Source organism: Streptoverticillium reticulum (genome assembly GCF_047456005.1).
Taxonomy (GTDB): Bacteria; Actinomycetota; Actinomycetes; order Streptomycetales; family Streptomycetaceae; genus Streptomyces; species Streptomyces reticulum.
In genome coordinates this window covers 7,138,350-7,154,780 of record NZ_CP179755.1, presented here as the reverse complement: position 1 = coordinate 7,154,780, position 16,431 = coordinate 7,138,350, and the positions used below count along the sequence as shown (strand labels likewise).

Annotated in this window: 7 protein-coding genes; 4 read left to right on the top strand and 3 right to left on the bottom strand. The window is 68.8% G+C overall.

Features of this window, described 5'->3' with window-relative positions:
• Window positions 1-17 precede the first annotated feature (17 nt).
• The 3 genes from ACMATS_RS32645 to ACMATS_RS32635 form a co-directional block, all read right to left on the bottom strand.
• A complete protein-coding gene (locus tag ACMATS_RS32645) occupies window positions 18-1,298 on the bottom strand; it encodes a DUF6986 family protein (protein ID WP_414169930.1) in 1,281 nt (426 codons plus the stop codon).
• Window positions 1,299-1,541: 243 nt separating this feature from the next.
• A complete protein-coding gene (locus ACMATS_RS32640; protein WP_414169929.1) occupies window positions 1,542-1,784 on the bottom strand; it encodes a hypothetical protein in 243 nt (80 codons plus the stop codon).
• Window positions 1,785-1,855: 71 nt separating this feature from the next.
• The gene (locus ACMATS_RS32635) at window positions 1,856-2,569 is read right to left on the bottom strand and encodes a TetR/AcrR family transcriptional regulator (RefSeq protein WP_414169928.1); all 714 of its coding nucleotides are present in this window, start codon (window positions 2,567-2,569) and stop codon (window positions 1,856-1,858) included.
• A 115-nt stretch (window positions 2,570-2,684) separates the two neighbouring features.
• On the opposite strand from ACMATS_RS32635, the gene ACMATS_RS32630 reads away from it, so the two are divergent.
• The 4 genes from ACMATS_RS32630 to ACMATS_RS32615 all read left to right on the top strand — a co-directional run bounded on the left by ACMATS_RS32630 (window position 2,685) and on the right by ACMATS_RS32615 (window position 16,415).
• The gene (locus tag ACMATS_RS32630) at window positions 2,685-3,902 is read left to right on the top strand and encodes an FAD-dependent monooxygenase (RefSeq protein ID WP_414169927.1); all 1,218 of its coding nucleotides are present in this window, start codon (window positions 2,685-2,687) and stop codon (window positions 3,900-3,902) included.
• Between the two features lie 121 nt (window positions 3,903-4,023).
• Window positions 4,024-4,521 (top strand): BMP family ABC transporter substrate-binding protein, encoded by a 498-nt coding sequence (locus ACMATS_RS32625; protein ID WP_390775933.1) that lies wholly within the window; start codon window positions 4,024-4,026, stop codon window positions 4,519-4,521.
• A 297-nt stretch (window positions 4,522-4,818) separates the two neighbouring features.
• Entirely contained in the window at window positions 4,819-15,666 is a 10,848-nt protein-coding gene (locus ACMATS_RS32620; protein WP_414169926.1) for a LamG-like jellyroll fold domain-containing protein, read from the top strand.
• A 20-nt stretch (window positions 15,667-15,686) separates the two neighbouring features.
• Window positions 15,687-16,415, top strand: a complete 729-nt coding sequence (locus tag ACMATS_RS32615) for a hypothetical protein (protein WP_390775935.1) — start codon at window positions 15,687-15,689, stop codon at window positions 16,413-16,415.
• Window positions 16,416-16,431 lie beyond the last annotated feature (16 nt).

The following is a 16,431-nucleotide window of genomic DNA, read 5'->3' as shown; positions in this document are numbered from 1 at the left end:
GCTGCCTATCCGTACTCCTACTCAGATCGCCGGACCCGTCCGGCCAGCCGCTCGATCTCCCCCCAGGCCGGCGCGACGACCTCCGGCTCGTCGATCGCCCCGCAGTCGCGCCCGCGCAGCAGATGGCTGCCGAGGGCGCGGGCGGTGGCGGGTTCGTCGAGTACGCCGACGTCCGTCGACTCGGCGACGTAGGCGGCGAGACGGGCCGCGGCCTGCTCCAGGCCCTCGCGGTAGAAGGAGTAGACGGCCGCGTAGCGCGTGGGCAGGTGGGCGGGGTGCATGTCCCAGCCCTGGTAGTAGGCGCGGGCCAACGACCGCCGGACGAGGCGGTGGTGGAGCCGCCAGGCCTCGTGCACGCGCTCGGTCGTCCCGACGGGCAGCACGTTCGTCGAGCCGTCCGACAGCCGCACCCCGGTCCCGGCGGCGGCCACCTGCATGACGGCCTTGGCGTGATCGGCCACCGGGTGGTCGGGCGACTGGTGGGCCGGGCTCACCCCGCATGCGGCGCTGTAGTCGAAGGTGCCGTAGTGGAGGGAGGTGACGCGTCCGCCGCCGGCCTCGATGAGCCGGGCCACGGTGGCGCGTCCGTCGGCGCCGAGCACGGCCTGGGTGGTCTCGATCTGTATCTCGAACCGGACCCGGCCGGCCGCGAGCCCGCGCGCCTTCTCGAACTCCTCGGCCAACTGCACCATGGCAGCCACCTGTTCGGGGTAGGTGACCTTGGGCAGGGTGAGGACGAGCCCGTCCGGCAGCCCGCCGGCCTCCATGAGCCCGGTGAGGAAGATGTCGAGGGTGCGGATGCCACGGTCGCGGACGGGGGCCTCCATGCACTTCATGCGGATCCCCATGTACGGGGCGGCCGTGCCCTGTTCGTACGCCTCGGCCACGAGGCGAGCGGCACGGGCGGCGGCCGCGTCCTCCTCGGTGTCGGGACGGTGTCCGTACCCGTCCTCGAAGTCGATCCGGAGATCTTCTACGGGCTCGCGCTGCAGCTTGGCGCGGACGCGCTCGTAGACCGGGACGGCGAAGCCGTCGGGCAGGCCCAGGACGGCGCCGAATTCCCGCGCATCGGCCGTGTGTTCGTCAAGGGCGGCGAGTGCGCGGTCCCCCCAGGAACGGACGGTGTCGGCCGCGAAGGCGTCGGCGGGGACGTACACGGTGTGCACGGGCTGCCGAGTGCCGGGGTCGCCGGGATAGCGGCGGGCGAGCTCGGCGTCGACGTGGGCGAGGGAGGCGGCGATGCGTGCGGGGAGGTCGGGGACGAAAGTCGTCGTGATCGTGTGCTGCCGTTGCCCCATGCCGCCGCCCTCCAGGTTTCCGCTGCACGGAAATGACCATCCGTGCGGCGAAGTTAACGGCGGGGGCGGAGGGGGTCAACACCGCAGCGGCCGGTCAACTGCTCGGATCCCTGCCACGCCGGTTGCAGCAGAGGTCCGACTACACCCGGTGGCCGCGCCCGGCCAGCAGGGCCGCGATCCGGCCGGTGCCGCACGCGGCGTCCAGGGCGGTACCGGCCGGCAGCGCGTCGACGATCTCCCCGATCACCGGCTCGTCGAGGTCGAACGCCGTGTTGGGTCCGTCGTAGGTCTGTGACCAGACCCGTAGCCGTCCACCGTGCTCACCCGGGCGACGTCCACGGCCGCGTCCGCCGACGACGCGAGCAGCTCGCGGATCTCGGCGATGCGGTCGTCGGCGAACTCGCGGTCACGCTCGCCGGTGAACGAACGCAGCAGGGCGAGGTCTTCGAGGCCGAGCAGGTAGGCGAGCGGACTCTCGTACGTCACGGTTCGACGCCAACGAGACCCGTCTCCCCGGGGCCACCGGATTCATGACCACTGGAGCCGGGCCGCCGGCCTCACCCTTCTTCGATGAACACGGCCAGGCCGTCCAGAATGCGCTCCAGCCCGAACTCCCAGGCCTGGTCCTGCCCCCCGCCGGGTTCCGCCGCCGAGGCGAAGGCCGCGGCGACGGCGGGGAACCGCTCGCCGTGCTCCTGCATCAACTGCGCGAGGACGACACCGAGTTCCTGCTCGGGCCCGGCACCCTCCGGCCCCGCCGCGCGGGCCTGGGCGGCGATGCCGCGCGCATGGTTGACCAACAGGACGACGGCATCCACCCGTTGGGCGCCGCCGAGGCGCGTACCGTCCAGTGCGGCCACGGCCCGCTCCATCCAGGACAGCTCCGCGGGTCCCATGACGCGGGGGCCGACGGTGACGTCCAGCACCCAGGGGTGCAGCCGGAAGGCCGTGAACAGCCGCCGCGCCCAGTCGTCGAGCTGCGCCCGCCAGTCGCCTTCGACGGGGGCCGGGGCGGGGCCGAGCGAGGCGTCCACCATGAGGGCGATGAGCTCGGCCTTGCCGGGCACGTACCGGTAGAGCGCCATCTTGGTGACGCCCAGCAGGGCGGCGACCCGCTGCATGGACACGGCGTCCAGGCCTTCGGTGTCGGCGACCTCGATCCCGGCCTGCGCGATACGACCGAGGTCGAGCGTCCGCTTGGGCCCCCGGGCAGGCCCGGGGTGGGGCCCCCACAGCAACCGCACCGCGTCGGCGTGTTCCTTGCCGCCCATGAACGCCTCTCCCCATCTTCGTGCTTGCCGGACCAACAGAACTGTGTCTAAGGTACACAGTAATTACTGAGTCCGCCGGACACAGTTTTTCGACGCCCAACGGGAGGGGACCCCCATGACCACCAGCAGCAACAACCCCCGAGCCAAGACCGTCCTCATCTCCGGCGCGAGCATCGCGGGCCCGGCCCTGGCCTACTGGCTGGGGCGCTACGGCTACGATCCGACGGTCGTGGAACTGGCCCCGGCCCTGCGGGGCGGCGGCCAGGCCGTCGACTTCCGCGGCGAGACCCACATGACGGTCCTGGAGCGCATGGGAATCCTCCCGGACCTGCGCCGGATCCGGACCGGCGGCAGCCCGATGCGCTTCGTCGACGCCGACGGCCGCCAACTGCTCCACCTTCCCGGCGAGTTCGCGGGCGGCGACCTGGAGGTGCTGCGCGGCGACCTTGCGCGGGTGCTGTACGAGCACAGCCTCCCGCACACGGAGTACGTCTTCGGCGACTCGGTCACCGCCCTCACAGAGACCGAGACCGGGGTCCGCGCCGACTTCCGGCACGGCGCCCCGCGCGAGTTCGACCTGGTGATCGGCGCGGACGGACTCCACTCGAACGTCCGCCGCATCGCCTTCGGCCCCGAGCAGTCGTATGTGAGCCACCTCGGCTACTACGCCGCCACCTGGCAGCTGCCCAACCACCTGGGCCTGACGGAGGGTTCGGTCGGCCACAACGCACCGGGCCGGCTCGCCTCCGTCGGCGTCGACCACCACACCCCGGACCGGGCGGGGGCCTTCTTCCTCTTCGCCGCCCCCGAGCTGACGTACGACCGCCACGACCCGGAACAGCAGAAGCGACTCGTGGCCGACGCCTTCGCGGGCCTGGGGTGGGAGGTGCCGCGCCTGCTGGACTCCCTGCGGGCGGCACCGGAGCTGTACTTCGACTCGATCAGCCGGGCGGACGTGCCCACGTGGTCCAAGGGCCGGATCGCCCTCGTCGGCGACGCGGCGTGCGGCGCGACCATCGGCGGCATGGGCACGGGCACGGCGGTGGTGGCCGCCTACGTCCTCGCCACCGAACTCGCCCGCGCCGACGGCGACCACCGGACGGCCTTCCGCCGGTACGAGTCCGCGCTGCGCACCTACGCCCAGGGCTGCCAGAAGGGCGGCGACCGCACGGGCAAGTTCCTCGCACCGGGCACGACATTGGGGCTGCGACTGCGCAACGGCCTGCTGTCGCGGCGGTTCCTGCTGGACCTGATGCTGAAGGCGGGGCGGGAGGTGAGCAGCGGGGTGGAGTTGCCGGACGCCCCGGCCATGGCAGGCCGGGGCGGCTGCTGAACGGCACCGCGGGCGGGGCGCTTCCGGCTGCCCCGGTTGCGGCAACTCTCCCGGTCTGTGTCTATGCTCACGCGGACTCAGGAGCGGGCAGCAGGCCCGCTTTCACCAGGGAGGATGCAGGATGCGTCGCAAGTCATGGATCACAGTGGGCGCCGGGGCAGTGGTCCTGACAGGCGGACTGGTTGCGGCCATCGTGCTGAGCAGTGACGGAGACGGGGGCCCGAAACCGAGGGCACGTCAGTACACCGACCACAGCGCCTGCCTGCTGACCGGCAGTCAGGGAGTGGCGGGGGCCAATGCGGCCCCGGTCTGGGCCGGCATGGAGGACGCCTCCTCGGCCACCCACACGAAGGTGATGTCTCTCCCGGTGTTCGGCCCGGACACCGTCGCGAACACCGTGCCCTACGTGAACACCCTTGTGCAGCGCCGCTGCGATGTCGTGCTCACCGTCGGCCGGACCCAGGGAGCAGCCGCGGAAGAGGTCGCCTCAAGAACACCTGAAGCCCGATTCGTAGTGGTTGGCGAGGGCAAGGAGGCCGGAAATGTGACGGTGATTCAACAGTCCCCGGACACCCGGTCCGCGGTGATGCGGGCAGTGGAGGATGCGGTGAATAAGTGACCGATTGACGCTGATTATCCGCACATCGAGTCATTTATGCATGTGAGCCTGGATCTAGCACAGATAAAGGATACCTAAAGGCATGTTCATGACTCTGGAATGATGCGCTCCTCATGAGCGAAGGTCAGCAGGTTTGTGTTGATCTTCGATGGAGTCGTCATGTACCCCCGTCAGTACCGCCGTTCCACGCGGTGGAGACAGCTACGCCACCGACTGGCCCGAGGGGTGGTCATCACCCTTCTCGCAACCTTCGCCATGGCCTTCACGTGTGGTCAGGCCTCGGCAGCAGGGGCGACCTTGGATCCCCTGCCCCTGCCCAGCCTCTCGGGTCTGGCTTCCTGGCTCAGGGGGAACAAGGCGCCGCACTGGGGGCACCTGCCGCACCAGTCGTCAGGAACCGCAGCGGGCCGGGGACATGACGCCTCGGCTTCGTCGACCCGTGCCGGGCACGGCGTCGGCAGCAAGCCCGAGCCGGGCAAGGGCGAGCTGCCGCCCTACGCACCGAGCCACCGAAAGGCGGCCAAGGGCCGGAGCGCGGGCGGTCAGGGCTTCGACGCCCGGACCAGCAAGCGCGTCGCGTCGAAGTCCACCGCCACCTCGGACTACTTCGAGAACGCGGACGGCTCGCACACCCAGAGGCTGGCACCGGCTCCCATCAACTTCCGTGACAGCGACGGCAACTGGCAGCACATCGACACGACGATGCGCAAGGGGTCCGACGGCCGCCTGCATCAGGGCGCGAACTCCGTCGCCGTGGACCTGGCCCCGCGCGCCGCGGATCCGGCACTCGTCCGGGTCACTCCCGACAGCCGCCATGCACTCTCGTACGGCCTGCAGGGCGCGGCCGCCGTCCAGCCGGACGTATCCGGCTCGACCACTCGCTATCGCCAGGTGCTTCCCGACACCGACCTCGTGCTCCAGTCCGGTGCCGTCGGTCTCAAAGAGTCCCTGGTCCTCCACTCCGCTCGTGCCGCGAGCGAGTGGACCTTCCCCCTGGACACCCAGGGCCTGCACCCCGTGCTGGCCGATGACGGCTCCGTCAAGCTGCTCGACGCCGACGGCAAGGCCTCGGTCGTGATCCCGGCCGGCTACGCCTACGACTCCCGCACCGACCGGGTCTCGGGCGAGCACACCACCACGCACGCGGTCACCTACCGGCTCGTGGAATCCGGTGGCCGCACCTCACTCCGGATGGCGCTCGACGCCTCCTGGCTCCACGCCCGGGAGCGGGTCTTCCCGGTCACCGTCGACCCGTCGATGATGAACTGGGGCGCCGTCACCACGTACGCGGAGTCCGGCGAGCCCGGCGACCACTCGATGGAGCAGACCATGAAGGTCGGCTCCTGGGACTCCGGTCCCCACTCGGCGGTCTCCTACCTGCAGTTCCCGGCGCTCGCCCAGTCGTTGGACAACTCCAGGGCATCGGTCACCGCCGCCGAGCTCGACCTCTCCGCGATCTGGTCGTCCACCTGCACGCCCGAGCGCTTCGACGTCGCGCCCGTCACCAAGGCGTGGTCACCCCAGCAGATCACCGGCTATCCGGGGCCCTCGTACGGCTCGTCGATCGGCAACCTGACGCCGAACGTCCCGGTCAGCTGTGCCAACAAGAGCGGTGACCTGTCCAAGAGCGACTACCTCAAGGTGCCGCTGTCGACAGGTGTGTTCAACAACTGGGCCGGCGGATCCTCCGGTGACTTCGGGCTGGCCGTCTACGCATCCACATCGGACAACCTGCACTGGAAGCAGTTCGGGGCTGCCTACAACCCGGACGCGGCGCCGGGCCTCTTCCTGACCACCGGCACCGCGCTGCCCCCGTTCGTCGTCTCGACGACACCGGCGAACAACGCCGCCGTGAACTCCCTGACCCCGCAGCTGACGGCAGTGGCCCAGTGGGACACGGCTCTCACGACGTCCGTGAAGTACGACTTCCAGGTGTACGACACCGGGGGCACGAAGCTCGCGGACTCGGGGCTCATCACCGGCAACTCCTACAACGTCCCGGCCGGGAAGCTGAAGTGGGGCCAGTCCTACTACTGGGGAGTCCAGGCGTATGACGGCACCAACTACTCGGCCGGACCCAACTGGCAGCAGCTGACCACCCAGGTGCCGCAGCCCGTCGTCACCTCCGGGCTGTCGCAGAACCCGGACGGACACGGCTACAGCCCGGCCATCGGCAACTACACCACCTCCGCCACCGACGCCAACGTCTCCGCTCCGGGCCCGTCGCTGACGGTCACGCGCGACTACAACTCCCGCGATCCCCGCACCGCAGGTGCCTTCGGCGCGGGTTGGTCGAGCGTCTTCGACGCGCGCGTGGCCGAGCAGTACGACGCATCGGGGGCTGTCGTCAGCGCCCAGGTGACCTACCCCGACGGCTCCGCGGTCGGCTATGGCAAGAACACCGACGGTTCGTTCTCGCCCCCACAAGGGCGCTTCGCCACCTTCCGGTCGATATTCGGTGGGTACTCGCTCACCGACAAGAACGCCACCGTCTACGCCTTCACCCAGAGCCTCGGCTCCGGCAAGTACGGCATCACGTCCATCACCGACGCCAACGGCCGCGCCGAGAACTTCAGCTGGTCCTCGGGGCACATCACGGACATGACGTCGGCGGTGTCCGGCCGGGCACTGCACCTGACGTGGAACACGCCGTCGGGTGCGACCGGCCCGCATGTCGCGACCGTCGCCACCGACGCCGCCGTCGCAGGCCAGTCGAGCACCACCTCGACCTGGACGTACGCGTACAACGGTGATCAGCTCGCCAAGGTCTGCTCACCGGTCGACACCAACGGCTGCGCCCAGTACGGCTACACCGCAGGCTCGCAATACCACAACCAGACCCTCGACCAGGGTCCGGTCTCCTACTGGCCGCTCACGGAGAGCTCGGGCAAGACGGCTGCCAGTGCCGTGCTCGCCCGTGCCGGAGCGGACAACGCCACCTACAGCAACGTGACGCTCGGCCGACCTGGCCCGCTGGCCGGAAGCAGCGCGACGGCCGCCGACTTCGACGGCTCGTCCTCCTACGTGAAGCTGCCGAATCTCGGGCTCGGGGCCGGCTCCGCGCAGTCGGTCTCGTTGTGGTTCAAGACGTCGACCGCCGCGGCCGGTGTGCTGTTCTCGGCCTCGGACAAGGCATTGCAGTCCTCCACCGCCAAGGACGACGCCCTGCCCGCCCTCTACATAGGCAATGACGGCAAGCTCAAAGGCCTGTACTGGTACGGCACGGAGAACCCCGCGCCGATCAGCACGACAGGCTCGGTCGCCGACGGCAAGTGGCACCACGTGGTGCTCACCGGTTCGTGGACCGCGCAGCAGATGTGGCTGGACGGCGGCCTGGTCGGCAGCGCGCCCGGCGCGGGCAAGGTCGGGCTGGACGGCACGGCCCTGTGGCTGTACAGCAGCGTGTACCTCGGCGCGGGCTACCTCGGCGCCGGCTGGCCCGACCAGCCCCACCCCAACTCGGCCACCCTCTACGCCACCTACTTCAAGGGCTCCCTCTCCAACGTCTCCTTCTACGACAAGCCCCTCGCCCAGGACAGCGTCTCGGACCTCTACCAGGCCGGCACCAAGTCCGCCGGCCTCCTGACCTCCGTCACCCGTCCCTCGGGCAAGACGTACGCCTCTGTCTCCTACGATCCCGTCACCACGGCGGTCACGCAGCTGACCGACTCCAACGGCGGGTCGTGGACCATGGGCGCCCCCACGGTTTCCGGCTCCAGCCAGATCTACCGTGCCTCCGCCCTCGGCTCCGGCCCCGCCGCCTACTACCGCTTCGGTGAAGCGGCCGGTGCCGGGCAGGCCGTCAACGAGGTGAACTCCGGTGCCGCCACGTACAACGGTGTGACCCTCGGCTCCGACGGGCCGTTCACCGACAACACCGCCGCAGCCTTCGACGGCAAGTCGTCGTTCGTGCAGCTGCCCACGAACCAGCAGGTGCAGACCGGACCCAACTCGGTCGAGATGTGGTTCAAGACCCCGCCCGGCAACACCGCAGGCGGAGTTCTGTACGGCGAGATGGGCGTCCCGCTGAACGCACCCGACCCGGCCTCCTCGGACTGGACCCCTGCTCTGTACGTCGGCACCGACGGCAAGCTGCACGGCAAGTTCTGGGACACCAACGGCGTCGCGGGCGGCATGACGTCCTCGGCGCTCGTGAACGACGGCAAGTGGCATCACGTCCTGCTGAGCGGATCCAGCAAGGGACAGCACCTGTACCTCGACGGTGTGCAGGCGGGCTCCACCACCGCCGCGCTGCGCGGGTCGGCCGCCGGCTACAACTACATCGGCGCAGGTGAGTCCACCGGCACGTGGCCCGCCCATCCCACCAACACCCTCGGCTATTTCTCCGGTTCGATCGCCGAGGCCGCCTTCTACCGCACCGAGCTCACAGGCCAGGACGCGGCAGCCCACTGGTCGGCCGGGCGCAGCTCCAACGGGCTCTCCCCGCTGAAGACCGTCAAAGTCACCGACCCCGGCACGAAGACGATCACGTACCAGTACGACCTGTGGAACGGCAACCGCGAGGTCGCGCAGACCGACGGCCGCGGCTACCGGACCACGTACGGCTACGACACCGGCGGCTTCCTGCACACCGTCACCGACCCCAACGGCAACGTCGTGACCTCCGGCCACGACGTGCGGGGCAACGAGGTCAGCAGGACCACCTGCCAGAACCAGGCGGGACAGGCGTGTTCGACCACGTACACGAGCTACCTGCCGGACGACACCAGCGCCCAGCTGAGTCCCAACCCGCAGAACGACCTGCCGGCCACCGTCCGCGACGGCCGCTCGTCGTCCGCGACCGACAACACCTACCTGACCTCGTACTCCTACGACGCCGCGGGCAACAAGACCGGCGTCACGACCCCGCCGGTGCCGGGCTTCCCCAACGGGCGCACCACCGCCATCACGTACACGGACGGGACCTCGGTCCCGGCCGCCGACGGCGGCTACGCCCCGAGGGGGCTGCCGTACAAGACCGTCTCACCGGGCGGTGCCACGACGACCGTCACCTACTTCAAGAACGGTGACGTCGCCTCCACCACCGACCCCAACGGCCTGGTCACCAGCTTCACGTACGACAACCTCGGCCGGCCGCTCACCAAGAAGGCCGTCTCCGACACCTTCCCGAACGGCCTGGTCACCCAGTACCGCTACGACGCCGAGTCGCAGGTCGTCCAGCAGACCGACCCGGCCGTCACCGACCGGGTCACCGGTGCCGTCCACCAGGCGCAGACCACCACGGTCTACGACGCGGACGGGCTCGTGACCTCCCAAGCCGTCGCCGACCTCTCCGGCGGAGACGCATCACGCGCCGTCAAGTCCACGTACAACCAGTACAACCAGCTGGCCACCAACACCGACGCGACGAATGCGACCACCACGCTCAGCTACGACGCGTACGGCAACAAGGCCACCGAGCGAGACCCGCTCGGCAACACGATCGTCTACACCTACGACGCCAACGGGCACTTGCTCACTCAGACCCTGCAGGCGTACACGGGCGATCCGGTCAGCCCCTCCATGGCGAAGGACCTCGTGGAGTCCTCACGGGCCTACGACCCGGCGGGGCGGCTGCAGTCCATCACCGACGCGATGGGCAACACCACCTCGTACACCTACACCGACAACGGCCTCACCGCCTCCGTCACCCGTGCCGATCCCACCGGCAAGAACACCTTCGTCCAGCAGGCCAACACCTATGACGCCGCAGGCAATCTGATCCAACAGGTCACCAACAACGGTGCGACGGTCACCAAGTCGACCGTCGACGCCGCGGACCGTGTCACGGCCACCACGGTCGACCCGGCCGGGGTCAACCGCACGACCACCGTCTCCTACACGCCGGACGACAGGGTCGCCACCAGCACTCTGACCGACGGAAGCGGGACCACCCACGCCACCAGTTCCACGTACGACGCGATGGGCAACGTCACCAGCCGCTCCGTACGGCAGGACGGCGTGGGCCACCCGACCGGCTGGTGGCCGCTGAACCAGAGCTCCGGCAGCACGGTCACCGACACGTCCGGCACCGGCAACACCGCCGCGGCAACCGCCGTGACCTGGAGCGACGGCGCGGCCTCGCTCAACGGCACCACCAGTGTCATCGCCACCAACGGGCCCGTGCTCAACACCGGCTCGTCGTACACCGTGTCCGCGTGGGTCCGGCTCGCCGCCCAAGGTGCGAACGACCAGACGTTCGTCGGCCAGGGCGGGAACAACCACCAGGCCCTCTACCTCGGTTACACCGCCAGCACGAAGTCGTGGTCCTTCGCCACCAGCACCAACGACGGCTCCGGCACGGCCTACCCCGCCGTGTTCTCGCCGAACGGCAGTGCTGCCGCGGGTACGTGGACGCACCTCGTCGCCACGTACGAGGCCGGTACCGGCGCGATGAAGCTGTACGTCAACGGCCAGCCGGTCGGCACGGCGACCAACTCCACCCCGTGGAACTCCGCCGGCCCGCTGACCCTGGGCGCGGTGCACACCATCGGCGGCGGCCTCTACAACCAGGTCAACGGCTCGATCGGGAACGTCCAGACGTACTCCCGTCCGATCACCGCTGACGAGGTCTCCCACCTCTACACCGCCGACCGCACCGGCGGCGCCACGGCATCGGGCAGCCAGGCCACCACCCGCTGGCAGCTCGACAAGCGCGGGCTGCCCGTGAGCATGACCGACCCCGACAACAACGTCACCAACTACGTCCACGACGAAGCCGGTCACCTCACCGTGACCAGCGCGCCCGCGGTCAACACCGAGACGAACGGCGGCCCGCCCGCACTCGTCCACCCCACCAACACCGTCGGCTACAACACCTTCGGCGATCAGGCCGAGACCCAGGATCCGAACGGCAACACCGTCACGACCGCCTTCGACGCCGCGGGCCGCAAGACATCCCAGACCTTGCCGAACTACACGCCGCCCGGTTCCTCGGCGCCCATCGCCGGGGCCACCACGACGTGGACGTACGACGGGATCGGGAACGTCACCCAGGTCACCGATCCGCTGCAGCACACCGACCAGTACGTCTACGACCAGCTCGGCGACGTCGCCCAGGTCACGGACGCCAGGAAGGGCGTCACGCGCTCCGTCTACGACGCCAACGGCGAGGCGCTGTCCGTGACCACGCCGTCCGGCGCACAGACCCAGGCCACGTACGACTTCATGGGCCGGAAGCTGACGACCAGCGTCCTCGACCGCTTCCCCAACCCGGTGACGTCCACGACCACCCACTCCTACGCCGCCTCCGCAGCCAACCCCGGCGGGGCCTTCCTCGCCTCCACCACCACCCAGAACGGTGTGACCACCAGCTACGGCTACAACCACGCCGGCGAGACCACCCAGGTCACCGACGGCGCCGGGAACACCACCGAGACCACCTACGACCTGGAGGGTCACAAGGTCGCCGTCAAACTCCCCGACGGCACCCGGAACACCGTCTCCTACAATCAGCTCGGCAACCCCGTCCAGGCCCAGTCGCTGGACACCGACGGGCAGACCGTGCTCGCAACGCGATCCGCGACCTACAGCGCCGCCGGACAGCTGATGTCGTCGACGGACGCCAACCAGCACACCACCACGTTCACACGTGACGCGCTCGGCCAGGTCACCGGAGAGGTCCAGCCCGTCGACGCCGCGCACTCGATCACGACGTCGTTCGGGTACGACGCCGCGGGGCACCGCACCCGATTCACCGACGGCCGCGGCAACGCGCGCTACTACACCTTCAACTCGTGGAACCTGCCCGAGTCGGTCATCGAACCGGCAGTCTCCACGTCCACCTACAGCTACACCTCCGCGGCCGACTCCACCTTCACCACGTCCTACGACGCGGCAGGGCGCGCCGTGACCCAGACCGCCCCCGGCGGCGTCACCGTCACCTCCGGCTACGACGCCCTCGGCAACGTCACCAGCCAGTCCGGCACCGGAGCCGATGCCCCCACGGCGACCCGCAGCTTCAGCTACGACGCGGACAACCGCATGCTGACCGCGGCCACCAGTGCCATCGGCACCACGATCCCGCCAACGTCCAACACCTTCACCTACAACGACCGCGGCCAGCTGCTCACAGCCAACGGGACGGCGGGATCCAGCTCCTTCGCGTACGACGGCGACGGCCTGACCACGTCGCGTACCGACGCTGCGGGCACGACCACCTACGGCTATGACAAGGCCGACCGTCTGTCGACCCTCAACGACCCGGCGACCGGGACCCGGCTCACCTACACCTACAACTCCCTCTCCCAGCCGGCCAACGTCCAGTACGGGGGCAAGGACGGCAACGTCCGCACCTTCGGCTACGACAGCCTGCACCGGCTCGTCAGCGACAGCCTCAAGACGACGCTCGGCGCCACCGTCGCATCCATCGGCTACGGCTATGACACCAACGGAAACCTGACCGGCAAGACAACGACCGGCCTGGCCGGTTCGTCCAACAACACCTACGCCTACGACTGGGCGGACCGCCTGACGTCGTGGAACAACGGGAGCACCACCACTGCATACGGCTACGACGACTCCGGCAACCGCATCCGCATCGGGTCCAACGTCTACACCTACGATGCACGGGATCAACTCACCAGTGACGGCGTCAACACCTACCGGTACACGGCGCGCGGCACGCTGACCCAGCAGGCGACGGGGACCACGACCACCGCCTTCGCATCGGACGCCTTCGACCAGCAGGTCACACAGGGCACCCAGAGCTACGTCACCGACGCCCTGGGCCGCGTGATGACCGGCACCGGTACGGACGGCAGCAAGATCTCCTTCTCCTACTCCGGTACCGGCAACACCCTCGCCTCGGACGGCTCCAGCACCTACACGTGGACCCCCGACGGCGGCCTCGTCGGCATCGGCATGGCCGGCGCCGCCGCGGGTACGGGCAGCCTCGCCCTCACCGACCAGCACGACGACGTGGTGGGCAACTTCTCCGCCACCGGTACGGCGCTGAGCGGCTCCACGGCGTACGACCCGCTGGGCAACGGGGCGGGGACGACCGGCACGCCGGTCGGCAGGCTCGGCTACCAGTCCGGCTGGACGGACCTCGCCACCGGCAAGGTCAACATGGCCGCCCGCTGGTACAACCCGGCCGCCGGCCAGTTCATGAACCGGGACACCATGTCCTTCGACCCGGTCCCGAACTCGGCGACGGCAAACCCTTTCGCCTACGTCGAGGACAACCCGCTGAAGGGCACCGACCCGTCGGGCCACGGCTGGTGGGGAAGCCTCAAGCACGCGGCCTCCAGCGGCTGGCACCACTTCACATCGTGGATGTCGAGTGGATGGCACGCCGTCACCAACGTCTGGGACTCCGTCTCCAGCTGGACGTCCAACACGTACCACCGGGCCAGCTCCTGGATGTCGCGCGAATACGACGACACCATGTCGAGCCTGAGGCGGGAGCTGAACCGCCTGGACCGTGAGATAGCCCAGCTGAATCGGGAAATCCACGACAGCTACCGCTACATCAGACATCGGGTCAGCCACGTCTACCACGCCACCACACGCGCGGTCAGTCACGTCTACCACCACACCGTCCACGCCGTAACCACGGCCTACCACGCGACGGCCAGGGCCGTCCGCACGACGACGACCTACTTCAAGAACCATGCAGCCGCCATCGCTTCCTTCGCAGCCTCCACTGCGGTCTTCATCGGCTGCGAGGCCGCTGTAGGCGCAGCAACGGGTGGCGTCGGAGCGGTAGTCGGCGCAGCCGGCTGCGGTGCGCTGGCCGGCGCGGTCGGCGGTGCGGTGAACCAGGGCGCCAAGTGCATGTCCGGCCAGGCCGGCGGCTGTTCGGTCAGCGCCTTCGCCGGCGCCGCGGCCATGGGCGCCGTGGGCGGAGCGATCGGCGGGGCGCTGGGTGGCGCCCTGGGCGGCAAGCTCGCGGAGTCGGCGCTGGGGAGTGTGCTGCCGAAGGTGGTGGCCAACTCCTTGGAGGGTGCGTCGATCGGAGGGTTGTCCGGGGGCTCCGTCGGGGCCACTGATTATGGGCTCAGCTGTTCCCGTAGTGGAGCGGGGTGCTCGTGGTCGGGGGCGGCCAAGGCCGCGGCAAGTGGGGCTGCGGACGGGGCGATCGGCGGGGCGGTCGGCGGGGCATTGGCCAGCCGGGCCGGATGCGGCAGGACGCATAGCTTCACTGGCTCGACCCGTGTAGCTATGGCCGACGGCTCATCCAAGCCGATCGAGCAGATCAAGGCCGGTGACCAAGTCAGGAACGCGGTGCCCGGCAAGCCCGGTGCCACCGAGGTACACAAGGTCGACAAGGTCATCGTCACCCGCACCGACCACGATTTCGTGGACGTATCCGTCGCCCCGACAACCAAGCCGTCCCTCAAGTCCCGAGTCCTGAAGCAGGTCGTCCTCGGCCTGGCTTCTGCGGCCACGGCGATTGCGGCTCTGAGCCCGACCGCTGCTTCGGCCACGACGATCACGACCACCTACCACCACCCGTTCTACGACCAGACGCAGTCCGCGTTCGTGGAGGCCAAGGACCTCCACACCGGCGACCTCCTCGAGACCGACAACGGCACGATCGAGGTCACTGGTGTCCGCCAGTACCACCAGGACGACGTCGTCACGTACGACCTCACGGTCGACGGGCTGCACACCTACTACGTGCTCGCGGGCGACGCTCCTGTCCTCGTCCACAACTGTGGCGGCAGCAACCCGGCACATTCACCGACATGTGGCTGCGCGAACGGAGCCCAGCCGCGGCTCAGTAACGGCACGCTGGGGAGCAATCCCAATGGCCCTGCTGTGCACTCACGTGATACGGAGTACCCCAGCTCGTACCGAACGGAGACCCATGAGCACATGGTGACCAACTTCACAGACGAGGGTCGGGTGGCTGGTGGCTGGCCAACTAGAGCAAACGGAGAAAGGATCCCTCGCAGCGAGCTCACCTGGCGCGACGAGACAGGTGAGGAGATCCCCTTCGGTCAGCTCACCTATGACCATTCGCCAATGGTTGTGGAGCACTGGAACATGGTTGGGTACGATTCACCGCGGTCTGTGCGTAATGACTTCTTCAGTGAAACGGATGGCATGACCGCGATGACCAGATCAGCCAATTCGTCCCACGGTGCCAGCAGTGGCCTTCGGTACCGCCAGGACACCGGGCCAAATTACAGTCGCTAGTTGAAAGCAAGGGAAGCTTGATGATGGACATTGCCGCGAAATTGTCTGCGCTTCCCAACGCAGAGCCACTCTCGGGCATTTCGGGCGCCTGGGAGTGGTCCCCTGCCCCCGGGTTCATGCTGTTGGCGGCCCTGAGTTCGGACCGCCAGCACGTGTTCAGATTGAACACAAAAGATTCGCATGATGCGGAACTGTGCCGCGCCGTCCTTGAGTTCGTACGTGATAGGGAGGCTGAGGTGATTGGGCGATCAGCGCCACTGATCGCCCTGTCAGGCTTCACCTGGCCTGGACGCGAATTCGATATCATCGGCCGCATCAGGCCGGAGGCTCATCGGCTGTTTCCAAGAGACCCGGATCTCAACAGTGTTACTTTCGGGGTGTTTCCGGGATACTCCTCCGAAATCTCCGGTGCCGAATCAACGGATCAAGCTGCCGAGCGATTCAGCCGCATGCTCAAGGCTTCAGACCTGAACCGCAAGCCCAGCCCGTATGTCCTGGTGCGCTTCGACAACCCGCGAACCGGGGCAGGGACGATCGGCGAACTGCCAGTATTCGTCTCGCCGGATTACCTGCTGCACGAGCTGCGCCTCCTTGAGGGTGTCCGAGACGCCTATCTCGATCTGTGGAACCACCGCAATGAGAAATGGACAGTGCAGTGGGACGGGCAGTGGTTCGTTGACAGCGGTGGTCAGGAGCTGCGCATGTCGGCCGACGAAGTCGCTGTCTGGGCAGCAGCAGTCATTGGATGAACCGAGCGGCGAGGCC

What these genes read in the sequence shown, in the direction of transcription:
- ACMATS_RS32630 (WP_414169927.1), top strand. Translation starts at nt 2,685, where the DNA reads ATGACCACCAGCAGCAACAACCCCCGAGCCAAGACCGTCCTCATCTCC.
- ACMATS_RS32635 (WP_414169928.1), bottom strand. Translation starts at nt 2,569, where the DNA reads ATGGGCGGCAAGGAACACGCCGACGCGGTGCGGTTGCTGTGGGGGCCC.
- ACMATS_RS32645 (WP_414169930.1), bottom strand. Translation starts at nt 1,298, where the DNA reads ATGGGGCAACGGCAGCACACGATCACGACGACTTTCGTCCCCGACCTC.
- ACMATS_RS32615 (WP_390775935.1), top strand. Translation starts at nt 15,687, where the DNA reads ATGATGGACATTGCCGCGAAATTGTCTGCGCTTCCCAACGCAGAGCCA.
- ACMATS_RS32625 (WP_390775933.1), top strand. Translation starts at nt 4,024, where the DNA reads ATGCGTCGCAAGTCATGGATCACAGTGGGCGCCGGGGCAGTGGTCCTG.